Origin of the sequence: Pseudomonas urethralis (genome assembly GCF_021602465.1) — a bacterium.
Classification (GTDB): domain Bacteria; phylum Pseudomonadota; class Gammaproteobacteria; order Pseudomonadales; family Pseudomonadaceae; genus Aquipseudomonas; species Aquipseudomonas vlassakiae.
In genome coordinates this window covers 215672-230238 of sequence record NZ_BQIJ01000008.1, presented here as the reverse complement: position 1 = coordinate 230238, position 14567 = coordinate 215672, and the positions used below count along the sequence as shown (strand labels likewise).

The 14567-nt window shown below is 66.5% G+C and carries 10 protein-coding genes; 4 read left to right on the top strand and 6 right to left on the bottom strand.

From position 1 onward, the window contains the following. Positions 1-453: 453 nt before the first annotated feature. The 5 genes from alkB to L6D64_RS15625 all read right to left on the bottom strand — a co-directional run bounded on the left by alkB (position 454) and on the right by L6D64_RS15625 (position 6890). On the bottom strand, positions 454-1098 hold the full coding sequence (alkB, locus tag L6D64_RS15645; RefSeq protein WP_236192502.1) for a DNA oxidative demethylase AlkB: 645 nt from the start codon (positions 1096-1098) through the stop codon (positions 454-456). A gap of 248 nt (positions 1099-1346) precedes the next feature. Further along, positions 1347-2792, bottom strand: coding sequence for a curlin (locus L6D64_RS15640; protein WP_236192501.1), 1446 nt, complete (start codon positions 2790-2792; stop codon positions 1347-1349). Positions 2793-2808: 16 nt separating this feature from the next. Next, the gene (locus tag L6D64_RS15635; RefSeq protein WP_236192500.1) at positions 2809-3279 is read right to left on the bottom strand and encodes a curlin; all 471 of its coding nucleotides are present in this window, start codon (positions 3277-3279) and stop codon (positions 2809-2811) included. Between the two features lie 15 nt (positions 3280-3294). Then, on the bottom strand, positions 3295-5529 hold the full coding sequence (locus L6D64_RS15630) for an Ig-like domain-containing protein (RefSeq protein ID WP_236192498.1): 2235 nt from the start codon (positions 5527-5529) through the stop codon (positions 3295-3297). 32 nt (positions 5530-5561) lie between these two features. Further along, positions 5562-6890 carry a hypothetical protein gene (locus L6D64_RS15625; protein ID WP_236192494.1) on the bottom strand — a complete coding sequence of 443 codons (1329 nt, stop codon included), beginning with the start codon at positions 6888-6890 and terminating at the stop codon, positions 5562-5564. A gap of 489 nt (positions 6891-7379) precedes the next feature. On the opposite strand from L6D64_RS15625, the gene L6D64_RS15620 reads away from it, so the two are divergent. Genes L6D64_RS15620 through qhpG form a run of 4 tightly spaced genes read left to right on the top strand, consistent with a single transcriptional unit; the run spans position 7380 to position 13007 of the window. Further along, on the top strand, positions 7380-9293 hold the full coding sequence (locus L6D64_RS15620) for a sigma-54-dependent Fis family transcriptional regulator (RefSeq protein WP_176507527.1): 1914 nt from the start codon (positions 7380-7382) through the stop codon (positions 9291-9293). Between the two features lies 1 nt (position 9294). Next, positions 9295-11028 carry an ABC transporter ATP-binding protein gene (locus L6D64_RS15615; protein ID WP_176507526.1) on the top strand — a complete coding sequence of 578 codons (1734 nt, stop codon included), beginning with the start codon at positions 9295-9297 and terminating at the stop codon, positions 11026-11028. Next, positions 11018-11689: a subtilisin-like serine protease QhpE gene (gene qhpE, locus L6D64_RS15610; protein WP_176507525.1), complete on the top strand. Its 672-nt coding sequence runs from the start codon at positions 11018-11020 to the stop codon at positions 11687-11689. The genes L6D64_RS15615 and qhpE overlap by 11 nt, the downstream gene beginning before the upstream one ends. After that, entirely contained in the window at positions 11682-13007 is a 1326-nt protein-coding gene (gene qhpG, locus L6D64_RS15605; protein WP_176507524.1) for a flavin-dependent monooxygenase QhpG, read from the top strand. The genes qhpE and qhpG overlap by 8 nt, the downstream gene beginning before the upstream one ends. Here the strand turns inward: qhpG and L6D64_RS15600 are convergent. Continuing rightward, positions 12971-14464 (bottom strand): aldehyde dehydrogenase family protein, encoded by a 1494-nt coding sequence (locus tag L6D64_RS15600; protein ID WP_176507523.1) that lies wholly within the window; start codon positions 14462-14464, stop codon positions 12971-12973. The two genes, qhpG and L6D64_RS15600, sit on opposite strands and share 37 nt — an antisense overlap. Positions 14465-14567 lie beyond the last annotated feature (103 nt).

Below are 14567 nucleotides of genomic sequence, written 5' to 3'. Positions count from 1 at the left end.
GGGAGCGGGTTCACCCGCGAAGAGGCCGGCCCTGCTTACTCCCACGGGCGTTGCGAGATCTCGAGTGCGACGCCGTCCCTGTGGGAGCGGGTTCACCCGCGAAGAGGCCGGCCCTGCTTACTCCCACGGGCGTTGCGTGATATCGAGTGCGACGCCGTCCCTGTGGGAGCGGGTTCACCCGCGAAGAGGCCGGCCCTGCTTACTCCCACGGGCGTTGCGAGATCTCGAGTGCGACGCCGTCCCTGTGGGAGCGGGTTCACCCGCGAAGAGGCCGGCCCTGCTTACTCCCACAGGCGTTGCGTGATATCGAGTGCGACGCCGTCCCTGTGGGAGCGGGTTCACCCGCGAAGAGGCCGGCCCTGCTTACTCCCACGGGCGTTGCGAGATCTCGAGTGCGACGCGGTCCCTGTGGGAGCGGGTTCACCCGCGGAGAGGCCGGCCCTGCTAACTCGGTCAACCCGCCTTGCGCAAGGTCAGGTTGATCCGCCGCTCCCCCATCCGGGGATGCACGCCTGGCTTTATCGGCAACACCCCGTGAAAGCGCAGCCGATCTTCGCCACCCCACACCAGCACATCACCATGGTTCAACGGTATCCGCTGAGTCCTGTCCGAACGCTGCAACCCACCTAACAGGAACACCGCCGGCAACCCCAGCGAAATCGAAACGATCGGCTGGCCAAAGTCCTGCTCGTCACGGTCCTGGTGCAGGCTCAGGCGGGTGCCGGGCAGGTAGTGGTTGACCAGGCAGGCATCCGGCACGAAACCCTCGAAACCGGCCGTCGCCGCTGCGCGGCCCGCCAGCTCTAGCAACACCTGGGGCAGGGCGGGCCAGGGTTGGCCGCTGACCGGGTCGGTGGGGCTGTAGCGGTAACCCTTGGCATCACTGACCCAACCCAGCGCCCCGCAATTGGTCAACGCCACCGCCATGTTCAGGCCGCCTGGTGTCTTCATGTGCCGGAACGGCGCGGCACGCAGCACCGGCCGCAGGGCGTCGAGCAGCGGCTCGATCACGGCCAGGGCGAAGCCGGGCAGCAGCACGGTGTGGCTGGCCAGGCGTTGCGGCTGGGGGTCGAACAGGTCGAGGTCGGACTGGATCATCGGCGCGGTGGCGTGGGTGAGTTCCAGGCATTGTAAGCCAACGCGGCCCTTGTAGGAGCGGCCTTGTGTCGCGAAAGGGGTGCGAAGCGCCCCCAGGATTTCAGGTGCGCCGCAGATATTGCCGGGGCTGCTTTGCAGCCCTTTCGCGACGCAAGGCCGCTCCCACAGGACCGCGTCATCGCTCAGGGGGATAAAAAGGAACCGCGACGCCAGGGAGAGGAGACGCCGCGGTTCAAGGGGGGAGCAGGTCAGTGTTGGGTAGCGGTAGCCGTGTTGCCGTTGCCCATCTGGCTGATGGTGGCGCTCTGATAGGCGCCGCTCTGGTTGACGATGGCCGCGTTGTTGTTGCCGCCCTGGGTCACGTAGGCGACGTTGGCGCTGTCAGCCTGCTTGATGGTTGCACTGTTGCCACTGCCGTACAGCTGGGTGGTGTAGCTCTGGTTGGCGTAGCCGGACTGGTCGAGGTTGATGCTGTTGCCACTGCCGGTGGACGCGCCGTAGGCATAGTTGTCGGTGCCGCGCTGGTCGGCGATGAGGCTGTTGTCGCTGCCGTTCTGATCGAAGTACAGCTCGTTGTAGCTGTCGGCCTGCTTGGTCTGCATGGTGTTGCCGGTGCCTTTCTGGCTCAGCGTGGCCAGTTGGTACGCGCCGTTCTGGGTCAGGTTGGCGCTGTTGTCGGTGCCGTTCTGGTGAACCGTGGCAGTCTGGTTATTGCCGAACTGCCCGCCCAGCTTGTCGCCTTTCCAGTTGCTGGCCAGGACCTTGTTGCCGTTGCCCTTGCTGTTGACGGTCAGGCTCTGGTTGTCACCGGTCTGGTAGGTGAAGCTGCTGTTGTTCTTGCCGCCCTGGGAGACGGTGGTGTTCGAATTGTTGGTCTCGAACTGATCCGACCAACTGGCGTTGGACTGGCCCTGTTGATACAGGTTGGCGACGTTGTCCTTGCCGAAGCTCTGGTCGATGTAGCCTTCGTTGGTCTGGCCGGTCTGGTTGACCGTGGCGCGGCTGCCGGTCTGGGTGTCCTGCCAGACCTCCACCGAGCTGCCGGTGCCGTACTGGTCGATGGCGATCGTGCCGCCGTTACCATCGCGCTGGTCACCGTAGGCGAAGTTCTGCTTGCCTTGCTGGTAGATCTGCACATAGCCGTCGTTGTGCAGGATGTGCTCGGAGGCGGCGTAGTTGTCCTGGCCATCCTGGCTGATATTGGCGCGGTTGTTGCTGCCGCCGAACAGCTGCTCGACGAAGGCTTCGTTGCGCTGGCCGCTCTGGCTGGTGGTGGCCTGGCTGTTGGTCTGGCTGTCCTGCCACACGGTCGAGCGGTTTTCGCTGCCTTGCTGGTGCTGCAGCGACTGGTTGTTCTCGCCCACAGACTGGCTGGCGAAGGCATCGTTGTAGGTCCCGGCGGCCTGCTGGGTGATCTGGCTGCCATTTTCGAACAGCTGCTCAGCGTAGCCGGCATTGTACGACCCGCTGGCGCTCTGGTTGATGGTGCTGGTGCTGTTTTCCTGCACCGCCAGGTGGTTGTGGCCCTTGCCAGTCTGGGTCTGGGTGGCCGCAGCGAACGGCGCCACCGTCTGCTGCACTTCGGCGATGTTCTGGTTACCGTTCTGCGACTGGTTCGAGGTGCTGTCGTCAGCCATGACCTGGCCGGCCAGGGCCAGGACGATAGCGGCGCTGAGGGGAGCGAGCTTGAACATGGTGGTGCCTCCAGGTCTATCGGTATTGGGTGATCTGAACACGCTGGCCATTGCCGGCTTGGGTCACTGAGCTGCTCAGGCCTGTGCCGGCCTGCTCGATACTGGCGCTGTTGTGGTTGCCGATCTGCTCGATGCTGGCGCTGTTGCTGGTGCCGCTCTGGCGGATCGCAGCGCTGTTGCCATATCCCTGTTGGCTGATGCTGGCCATCAGGTCACTGCCTTCCTGCAGGATGTACGCCTCCTGCGCCCCCCCGGCCTGGACGATGCGGCCCAGCAGGGCCTGGCCGTTCTGGTCGAGGGCGGCGCGGTTGCCGTTGCCTTGCTGCTCGATCACCGCCGCCTGACCGGCACCGACCGGCAGCAGGCGGATGATCACCGGGTCTCCGAGGTCGCTGCCGGGCGCAAGGTCGGCGTTGTCCATCAGGTCATCGGCCCCGGCCTGGCCCGCCAGGGCCAGGCTCAGCAGCAGTGGATACAGGCACTTCATGGCGTTCTCCTGGCCCTACTGCACAGTCACGTTGACGGTACGGGTACTGCCTTGGCTGCTCGTCACGGTGGCGGTCGGTGCGGCCGTCGGAACGATCGTGGTGCTGTTGCTCACCGTCAGGCGCCAGCGGCCGGTTACCGGTACCGTGGTGGTGCCGAGGGTCTGCACGCCGGTGGTGGTAGTCACCCGCACGGTCACGGTATTGCCGGTGGTCACTGACGAAGTCCCGCTGACATCCCAGTTGTAACGGTTGTTCGAGCGGGCCAGGACGGTGGCTGCGGTGACCGTGAAGGTCTCGCCGGCTGCGGGCCGTGGCTGCACGTTGACCGTGACGGTGGCCGGGGCGGAAAGCGCGCCCAGGGAATCACGCGCCTGGTAGGTGAAGGTGGTGGTGAAGGCCGTGGTCACCGTGGCCGGAGGGGTGTAGCTGACCGTGGTGCCATCGGTGCTCACGCTGCCGCGCCCGGCGGCAGGCTGAGTCAGGTTGGCGACGGTCAATGGCACGTTGCCTTCCGGGTCAGTGTCGTTGGCCAACACGTTGATGGTCAGCGGCGCGGCCAGGGTGGTCACGGTTTCCGGGTTGGCGGTGGGTGCCTGGTTGGGCGCGACGTTGACGGTCACGGTGGCCGGTTGCGACTTCAGGCCCTTGGCATCCATTGCCCGGTAGGTGAAGGTGGCGACCACCGGCTGCGTGGCACCTGGCGGTGGGGTGTAAGTCACGGCGGTGCTACCGTTGAGGGCCACGCTGCCCTGGCCGGTGGCTGGTTGGGTAACGTCGGTGATGCTCAGTGGCACGTTGCCGTCCGGGTCGCTGTCGTTGAGCAGCAGGTTCATCGTCAGCGGCACGCCGACGCTGGTGCTGCCGACATCGGCCTGGGCCAGCGGCGGCTGGTTGGCGGCCGACACCGGTGCGGTGCCGACGACCACCACCGGCTCTACATCCACGCCGCCATGGCTGGACTTGATGGTGACGGTGGCCGGTGGCTGGGCCAGGTCATTGACGGTGAGCGTTTGCAGGGTGCCGGACTTGGACAGCCGGCCATAGCCTTGGGCGACCATGTCCGGGATCAGCACTTCATCGCTGGAACGCGCTTCGAGGGTCAGCCGCTTGTTGGCCCACTCGTAGCGTGCGGTGCTGACTTTGACCACATCGGAAAGCTTGCTCGAAATGGCGGTCGGCTGGGTGTTGATGTCGCTGCTGCTGGCCGTCACCACCACCACCGGCGGCGGCGCCACCTGGCTCAGTTGCTGGCTGAAGAACAGCCCGTTGTTGTCCGACGTCATGCTGAACTGGCAAGGCGATGGCGGCGTGCCGACCAGTGCCAGGCCGTTACGGAAACAGACACTGGCGTCGCTTGGCGCCTTGGCGAATACCTCCACCCGGGTGCCGCCGGCATTGCGCGAGTAGGTCGCCCGCTCCAGTGACGCCGGCAGCTGCGGACGTTGGTCGAGCACCTTGCCGGAGACCGTGAACAGGTTGGTTTCGATGCGCCCGGGCGGGCCGTCGATGCGGATGAAGTTGGTGTTGAACGGGCTGCCCTTGATCGCTTCCGGGCGGTTGGGGTCACCGATGAAGGTGTCGGTGGAGCCGGTATCCGGGTTGACTGCGGTATAGGGGGCGCCGAAGCCCTGGATGAACGGGCCAATCGCGCCGTTGAGCGCGCCAGTGAAGTTGCCTGGGGCGCCGATGCCGATGTCGCGGGTGATATTGATTGCCCGGCGACCGGGCGCGCTGACGTTGACCGTCTCCACGCCGTAGGGGTGGGTGATGGTGTAGGTACCGGCAGTGGGCACCGAGACGCGGATGCGGATGCGGGCAAAGCTCTGCTGGTCGCCATCGACCGGGTTGCCACCGGCGAACGCCGCTTCGATGCCGGCCACATAGGCGTCGAGGGCATATCCGCTGTTGCCGACTGCAGGAATACTGGTTTCCGCCAGGAACCAGAACATCTCCGAAGGCCAGTTGTCAGGGAACACCAGGGGCAGGGTATCGTCGAAGACGCCTGGCTCTGGCAGCAGCGTGCACAGGTAGGCCGGTGCGCCGGGGGCGCCAGCGACCAGGGTGCTGACGGCGTGTGAGCGACACAGTTCCAGGGCCAGGCCGTTGCTGTCCTTGTACCACAGCGGGAACCCACCGGTGGCGAAGGTGTAGGGGCCCGGGTCGACGTCGGACAGGGCAGCCCAGGCCGCACTGCTGAGGGTGAGGGAGAAACCGGCGGCCAACAGCGCGCGGCGTTGCCAAGTGTTCATGCTGCCTCCTTGAAGGCGGAGCCTTTGTCTGTTCATGGCACCAGCACCACGTCTTCGATGTCGCTGCCGCCATTGGCACTGGTGACCTGCACCTTGGCTGGCGGGACGGGTGACAAGTTGGCGCTCAGGCTTTTCTGCGCGCCGTCGCCGGTGAAGTTGCCGATGAAGGTGCCGTTGCCGGTGTGGGCAGTCATTGCCGGCGGGTTGGTTTCGTCACTGCTGGTGGCGATCAAGGTCAGGGTGGCATTGGCCAAGCTGTATTCGGCCTTGGTGATGGTGACCAGGTCGGTGAGCGGCAGGCTGGCCTGGGTCACGCTGCTGGTGGGAATGGCCACGCTGTTGTCGGCGCTGATCAGCAGGCTGGTCGGCAGTGCCGGGTTGAGTGCCGACTGGGCATACCAGGTACCTGTGCCATTGGCTTCGGTCAGCGGCAGGTTAGGCGCCTGGCTGGTCAGGGTGGCGCTGCCAGGCGGTGGCGGCGCCAGCACGAACATGTCCTGCTGGGCGCGCAGATCGCCGTTCTCGGTGTGCCGCGAGTAGGTGCTGCGCAAGGGGATCAACGGCGTCGGTCGGGCTACTGCGGAAAGCTTGCCGGAAACGGCGAACAGGTCCGTGCGCAAGTCGATGCCGTTGGGGCCTTCGATGCGTACGAAGTTGGTGTTGAACGGGCTGCCGGTGACCCGCTCGTTGAGGTTGGGGTCGCCGATGAATGTCTCGCTGCCTTCGGTGTAAGGGCCGTTGACGCTGCGCAGGAAGGGCCCGATATCGCCCTTCAGGGCGCCGGTAAAGGTGCCGGCGGAGCCGATGCCGATGTCGCGGGTCATGTTGATCGCCCGACGCCCGGCGGCGGGTACATCGAACACTTCGACGCCGTAGGGGTGGGTGACCACGTAGGTTCCGGCCACGGGCACGTCGACCCGGATCCGCACGCGGGCGAAACTGATCTGGTCGTTTTCTGCCGGGTCGCCACCGCCGAACGCGGCTTCGAGCGCGCTGACGTAGGTCAGGTTGACCCCCCGGGCGACATCGTTGATGGCAGCGTCGGCGGTGAACCAGAACGATTCATCCGGCCAGTTGCTCGGGAAGACCAACGGCTTGGTGTCGTCGAAGATGCCGGGGGCAGGCAACAGGGTGCACATGTAAGCCGGTGCGCCAGGGGCGCCGGCGACGCGTGAACTCACTGCCTTGGACAGGCACAGGTCGAGGGTACGGCCGTGCGTATCCTGGTACCAGGCGGCGTAGTGACCGTTTTCAGGTGTGTAGGGCCCGGTGTCGACGGCATATAGCGCTGCCTGCGCCGGGAGCTGGAACAGGCCGGCGACGATCGCCATTGCCAGCGTGTTGGGTATCGGTCGGAGCATGAGTCGGTTCCTCCTGCTAACGGGCCCATGGACTTGGGGCGTCTGGGAGGACCAGCGCAACAGCCGTGCCAATTTTTTCACATCAGGCTGCAGGCCTTGTGGCACTTGGGTTTCAGCGCGGCGGGGCGATCGAGCTGGATGATTTTCCGGTGGGCGGTGTTCCCCAGTATTGGGGTTAGCGGTGGGTTGGGGGCATGGCTTGAGGGGGGCGTCTGGGAGATCGAGCGCCGCCCGCGCGGCGCATCGCGGATAAATCCGCTCCTACAAGGCATGCGCCAAGGCAGGCGACCATGGCGTAACAGGTTCGGCACGTTGCAACGAACGGTAGGAGCGGATTTATCCGCGATGCGCCGCGCGGGCGGCGCTCGATCTCACGGGCGGCACACCTCTCAAGGCATGCACCTCGACGCCCACCATAATCTCCCGCACACTGCGCAAAAGATACCAAGCCCGTAGCCTTGACCCCGGAGGCCACAGCTGGAGCAAAAAATGGCGCGACAATTTCCCATAACAAACGCCCAAGACCCGCTGCGCGAATCCCGTCAGGCCCGCATGCGTCTGGCCAGCGAAGGCGAGCTGCCGCTGGGCATGCTGCGCGAAGAAATCGACGCCTCCTGGCGTCGCAGCCTCGGCCATGGCCTGGACTGCCTGCAAGGCGAGCAAGTCGGCGTGGGCCTGCAGCAGGGCCAGGACCTGCGCATGCTGCTGGAACGCAACCGGCTGCTCGTGGACGCCGTCACCCCCGAACTGGACTACCTGGTATCACGCCAAGGCAAGGCTGGCATCGTCATCCTCGGCGATGCCCAGGCCAACGTGCTGGCCATCGAGGGGCAGAAGCACGTACTGCAACGCGAAGGCCTGCGCGACCTGCACCCCGGCAGCTGCTGGAGCGAATCGCTGCGCGGCACCAACGCCATCGGCACCGCCGTGGTCGAAGGCCGGCCGACGCTGATCAACTGTGGCGAGCATTACCTGGACCGGCTCAGCCCGTTCTCCTGCACCTCGGTACCGCTGCGCGACCCGCGCGGTGAAGTGATCGGCGTGCTCGACGTCACCCGCGAAGGGGTCATGGCCCAGCCGCAGGACAGCCTGAGCCTGCTGATGCTGGCGGCTGGCAATATCGAGAGCAGGATGTTCGGCCTGTGCCATCCCGGGCAACTGGTGCTGGCGTTCCACAGCCGCCCGCAATACCTCAACAGCGCCTGGCACGGCCTGCTGGCGCTAAGCCTGGACGGCGAAGTGCTGGCCGCCAACGACAGCGCCTGCCAGTTGCTCCAGGTGCCGCGCCAGGGCCTGATCGGGCGGCGCAGCAGCGACCTGCTGGGTGAGCGTTCACCGGCCTTCATCGCCCGCCTGTGGCAGGGTGGCGTAAGCAACGTGCAGACGGCCAAGGGCGAATTCTTCTTCCGTGCGTTGCAGCTGCCGCGGCACAGCCCGCTCAATGGCAGCGCGGCGCAGGCCAAGCCGGCGGTGGCTAACAAAACCCCTGCGCTGGAGGCCTTGGCCGGGGCTGACGCGCGCTTGGCACGCAACCTGCGCATGGCCCGCCAGGGCCTGGGCAATGGCCTGCCAGTGTTGCTGCTGGGCGAGACCGGTACGGGCAAGGAAGTGGTGGCGCGTGCCCTGCATCAAGCCAGCCCGCGTGCCGACAAACCGTTCGTTGCGGTCAATTGCGCGGCGATTCCCGAGGGGCTGATCGAATCCGAACTGTTCGGCTACCGCGAGGGCGCCTTCACCGGCTCACGACGCGGCGGTATGGTCGGGCGGCTGATGCAGGCCCATGGCGGCACGCTGTTCCTCGACGAGATCGGTGACATGCCGCTGGCCCTGCAGGCACGGCTGTTGCGCGTGCTGCAGGAGCGCCGGGTGGCGCCGCTGGGCGCGGGCGATGAGCAGGACATCGACGTGGCGTTGATCTGCGCCACCCACCGCGACCTCAAGCGCCTGGTACAGGAGCAGCACTTTCGCGAAGACCTGTACTACCGGGTCAACGGCGTGTCCCTGCGCCTGCCGGCCCTGCGCGAGCGCGATGACCTGGCGAGCATCATCGAGGGCTTGCTGGACAAGTCCGGCGCCAAGGGCGTGAGCCTCGACCCGGCCCTGGCCGCATTGCTCGAAGGTTTCGACTGGCCGGGCAACATCCGCCAGCTGGAAATGGTCGTGCGCACCGCCCTGGCCATGCGCGAGGATGGCGAGCAGGTGCTGACCCTCGACCACCTGACCGATTGCCTGCTGGATGAGCTGGCCAGCGGCACGGCGCCCTCGGGTAGCCTCAAGGACAACGAACTGGAACTGATCCGTGGCGCCCTGGCGCGCCACCAGGGCAATGTCTCGGCGGCCGCCGAAGCGCTGGGCATCAGCCGGGCGACGCTGTACCGCAAGCTCAAACAGTTGCGCGGCTGACATGGGTAACCTGTTCGCAAGGCTGGTGCACACCAGCGACCCCATACTCATGCGCCAGGCCCTGGCTTGGCTGTATGGTTTCGTCCGCCCCCAGCAACGGGCCATCGGCGTGTTGCTGGGCTTGTCCTTCGGCGCTTCGCTGCTGGCCCTGGTGCAACCGTGGCTGGTCAAGACGCTGATCGACCAAGGCCTGCTGGCCAAGGATTACCAGACCCTCTGGCACATGGCCGCGATCATGATTGGCGCCGGCCTGCTGGGCACCGTGCTGGCGGGCGTCAACCGCTACCTGCACACGCGCCTGTCGGGGCGCATTCTGTTCGCCCTGCGTGATGACCTGTACCGCCATTTGCAGCAGCTGTCGCCGACCTTCTACGGCCGTCGGCGCACTGGCGACATCCTCTCGCGGCTCGACGGCGATGTCGCCGAGATCCAGCGTTTTGCCGTTGATTCGCTGTTCTCCGCAGTATCAGCGGTGATCGGCCTGGTGGGCGCGGTAGCGCTGATGCTGATGCTGTCCTGGCAACTGTCGCTGCTGCTGGCACTGCTGATCCCGATCGAAGTGCTGTGGCTGCGCTGGATGCGGCGCAAGGTCGCGCGCGAGGTGCGCAGCCTGCGTGAGCGGGCCGCGGACGTGTCGTCGTTCCTGGTCGAGACCTTGCCGGCGATGAAATTCATCCAGGCGTCCGGCCAGCAGAACCGCGAGGCCGGGCGTCTGGACCAGCTGGGGCAGGGCTACATGCGCCAGTTGCTCAAGGTGCAGGTCACCGAGTTCTTCACCCAGGCGATCCCCGGCACCCTGACCTCGTGGTGCCGCGCCTGCGCGTTCCTGGTCGGTGGCTGGTGGGTGATCCAGGGCACCTGGCAGCTCGGCGCGCTGATCGCGTTTTCCACCTACATGGGCATGGCGGTCGGCCCGGTGCAGAGCCTGCTGGGCCTTTACGTGGCGGTGCAGCGCATGGTGGTGAGCCTGGGCCGGGTAATGGAGTTGAAGCAGGAAGCCGTAGCGGTGCGCGAGGCCGACTCGCCCAGGCCCATGCCGCAAGGGCCGGGCGAGCTGCGCCTGGAAGGCGTGTGCTTTGCCCATGACGGGCGCCAGGGCGCGGTGCTGGCGCAGGTCGATGCCTGTATCGCCGGTGGCCTGAAAGTCGCCATCAGCGGTGCTTCGGGTGTCGGCAAGTCGACCCTGATCGACCTGTTGCAGCGCTTCTACGACCCGGATGCCGGGCGCATCCTGCTCGATGGCGCCGACCTGCGCGAGCTCGACCTGGCCGCCGTGCGCCAGCGCATCGCCGTGGTCAGCCAGGACATCGTGCTGTTCCGCGGCACCCTGGCGCAGAACCTGGCCTATGGCGCGCCGCAGGCCAGCCGTGGCGAGCTGGAGCGGGTGGTGCGAATGGCCCATCTCGACAGCCTGGTGGAAAGCCTGCCGCTGGGCCTGGACGGGCTGCTCGGTGAGCGCGGCCAGCAGCTTTCCGGTGGGCAGAAACAGCGTATCGCCATCGCCCGGGCGGTGCTGCAGGCGCCTTCGATCCTGGTGCTCGACGAGGCCACCTCGGCGGTGGATGAAGCCACCGAGCGCGAAGTGATTGCCGCCATCGACGAACTGTTCGCCGGGCGCACGCGCATCCTCATCAGCCACCGCGCATCGACCCTGGCAGATGCCGACCTGCACCTGCACCTGCAAGGCGGCCAGTTGCGCGTATTGCCTCGGGAGACGATCCAGCATGGCCGTTGATGTCCAGGTTGGTGTGATCGACAGCGGTTGTGCACCAACGCAGGCACTGGTCGCGGCCCGGCGTTTCTGGCTGGACGAGGGCGTGCTCTGCGAGGGCGAGTTGCAACCAGACCGGCTCGGCCATGGCAGCGCCGTGCTGGCCAGCCTGCAAGCCGAGGCCGGTGCGCTGCCGCTGTTGCTGGCCCAGGTCTTCAGCGAACGCGGCAGCACCAGCGCTTTACAGGTTGCCGCCGCGTTGTTCTGGCTGGCGGAGCAGGGTGTGACCTTGATCAATCTCAGCCTTGGCTTGCAGCAGGACCGGGCGGTGTTGCGCCAGGCCTGTGCTGAAGTGCAGCGGGCTGGCGTGCTGCTGTGCGCGTCCAGCCCGGCGCAGGGCAGTGCGGTTTACCCGGCGGCGTATCCGGGGGTTATCCGCATCACCGGCGATGCCCGCTGCGCACCAGGGCAGTGGTCGTGGCTCGGCAGCGCACAGGCCGACTTCGGTGGCCATGTGGGCGAGCATGGTCGGGCCGGGGCGAGTCTCGGCTGCGCGGCGGTGAGCGGGCGGATTGCCAGCTTGTTGCAACAGCAGCCCGGCCTGGACCGCCAGCAGGTCTATGCCTGGCTGCAGGCCCATGCTGCCTTCAGCGGCCCGGAGCGACGAGGTGCAGCGGATGCCTGAGCCACGCATTCTGGTGCTGGGCGCCGGGCCGGCCGGCGCCGCCACGTCGCTGGGTCTGCGCCGGCTGGGCTATCCGGTAACGGTGGTCTCCGACTGGCGGCGTTTTGCTGCTGTGGAAGGGGTTTCGCAACGGGTGTTGGAAGGGTTGCGCCATGCCGGCTTGGGCGGCGCCTTGGGCGAGGCAGCGGTACCGGCGACACGCCAGGTGCGCTGGAATGGCCAGCATCTGCAACTCAATCAGGAATACCTGCTCGACCGTCAGCGCTTTGATCGTGCGTTGCGTGATGACCTGATGCGAGCAGGGGTAACGCTGGTGGAAGGGCGCGTTCGCGAAGTTGCGGCTGCCGAGGGCTACCAGGTCCGGCTGGATGACGGGCAGGTGCTTCACGGCGACTTTCTGGTCGAAGCACGCGGCCGCCAGGCACCGTTGGCGGCCGACCGTATGCGCGGGCCGGAGACGGTCAGCCTGCTCAACCTTTGGCAGTCGGAGCCTGGCAATCCTGCTTCGGCGGTGGAGAGCCTGGACGATGGTTGGGCTTGGATGGCCCGGCTGGCCGACGGGCGATGCTACTGGCAGGTGACCTTGGATGCCGAGGGGCTGCCGGGCAAGGCGGCGCTGCCAGACTATTGCGTCGCACGCCGTCGTGCGTCGGCACTGGTGGCCGGGGTGTTCGATGCGCGTGCGCTGGAGCCTGCGCAGGTTCACGCTCGCAGCAGTACGGCGATTCTCGCGGGCGACTGCGTGGGCGATGACTGGCTGCGGGTGGGCGATGCGGCGATGGCGGTTGACCCCTTGTCGGGGAACGGGATATTCCAGTCGTTGTCGTCGGCATTGCAGGCGCCGGTGGTGATCAATACCTTGTTGCGCCGGCCTGAACGGGCCGCACTGGCGAAGCAGTTTCATCAGCAGCGGATCGAGCAGCTGTTCATGCGTTTTGCCCGCATTGGGCGGGATTTCTATGGGCAGGAGCTTGAACGTGCCGGGCAGCCATTCTGGGAACGCCGGCGAGGCTGGCCGGATGCGCAGCCGTTGCATCTGGCGGCGGACTGGGCGGCGGTGCGGGTGGCGCGGCGGCCGGTGTTGCGGGATGGGCTGGTGGACGAGGCTGAAGTGGTGGTGACGGCGGATCAGCCTTTGGGGATCTGGCATTTGCAGGGGATCGAGTTGGCGCCGGTAGTCCGTGAGTTGCTGGCTGGTCGATCACCCGTGGCAGCCATGAGCAGCCTGCCAGCAGCGCATCAGAGGCTGTTGATGCGCTGGCTGGCAGACCAGGGTGCAGCTCAGAGCTTGATCAGCACCGACTTCAATTCGGTGTAGTGCTCGATGGCCGCTGTGCCCATCTCACGGCCAACCCCGGACATCTTGTAGCCACCAAACGGCAGCGCCGGGTCCAGCGCGCTGTGGCAGTTGACCCACACCGACCCCGACTTGATCCGCGGAATCATCCGGTGCACCGCCGCCAGGTCGTTCGACCATATGCTCGCGCCCAGGCCGTACGGGTTGTCGTTGGCCATGCCGATCACTTCGTCGATGTCGTCGAACGGCATCGCCACCAGCACCGGCCCGAAGATCTCTTCCTGTACCAGGCGATGGCGCTGGTCGACGTCGACGATCACCGTCGGCTTGACGAAGTAGCCCGGGCCGAAACCTTCACCGCCACAGGCAATGGTCGCGCCGAGTTCGCGGCCCAGTTCGATGTAGCCGGTCACCCGGTCCTGCTGCTTGGCCGAGATCAGCGGGCCCATCTGCACCGCCGGGTCCAGGCCGCTGCCGAGCTTCATGCCGTTGGCGATGCCGGTGATGTCGGCCACCACGTTGTCGAAGTGCTTGCGGTGCACGTACAGGCGCGAGCCTGCGCAGCACACCTGGCCCTGGTTGAAGAAGATCGCCGTGGCGGCGCCGGCAGCGGCCTCCTGCAGATTGGCGTCGGGCAGGACGATGGTCGGCGACTTGCCGCCGAGCTCCAGGGTGACGCGGGTCATGTTGTCCATGGCCGCCTTGCCGATCAGCTTGCCCACTTCGGTGGAGCCGGTGAAGGTCAGCTTGTCCACGCCCGGGTGGCGGCTCAGTGCGGCGCCCGCGTTGAGGCCGGTGCCGGTGATCACGTTGAACACCCCGGCCGGGTAGCCGGCCTCATCCACCAGTTCGGCCAGCTTCAGTGCAGTCAGCGGGGTTTCGTCGGCCGGCTTGAGCACCACGGTGCAACCGGTGGCGAGGGCCGGGCCGAGCTTCCAGCAGGCCAGCAGCAGCGGGAAGTTCCAGGCGACGATTGCACCGACCACGCCCACGGCCTCGCGGCGCACGAAACCATGGAACTGCTCGTTGGGCATCAACGGCATGGACGCTTCGACGGTGCTCCCCTCGATCTTGGTCGCCCAGCCGGCCATGTAGCGCAGGAAGTCGATGGCCAGCTGCACGTCCATGACTTTGGCCACGACGGCGCTCTTGCCGTTGTTCAGGCACTCCAGTTCGGCCAACTGCTGCGCGTCGCGCTCCATCAGGTCGGCCAGGCGCCACAGCAGGTTCTGCCGCTCGCGTGGGCGCACACGGCTCCAAGGCGAGTCATCGAAGGCCTGGCGCGCGGCGCGCACGGCGCGGTCGACGTCTTGCTGCTCGGCGGCGGGCACTTCACCAAGGATTTCGCCGGTGGCCGGGTTGCGGAACGACAACGTGCGACCACTGGCGGCGTCCTGCCAGTCGGCACCGATGCGCATCTTCAGCTTGCGTTCGAGGAAGGCGCGGGTAGCGGGCAGGATGGGCAGTTCGGAAAGCATGGGGCTGTGCCTCTTGTCATTGGATGTGGCCGGTACTGGCGCAAGGCGCGTGCCAAACCGGTGCAATGGGCGCAAGGTGTTGAACTGTCTGGGTTTTGCTTTT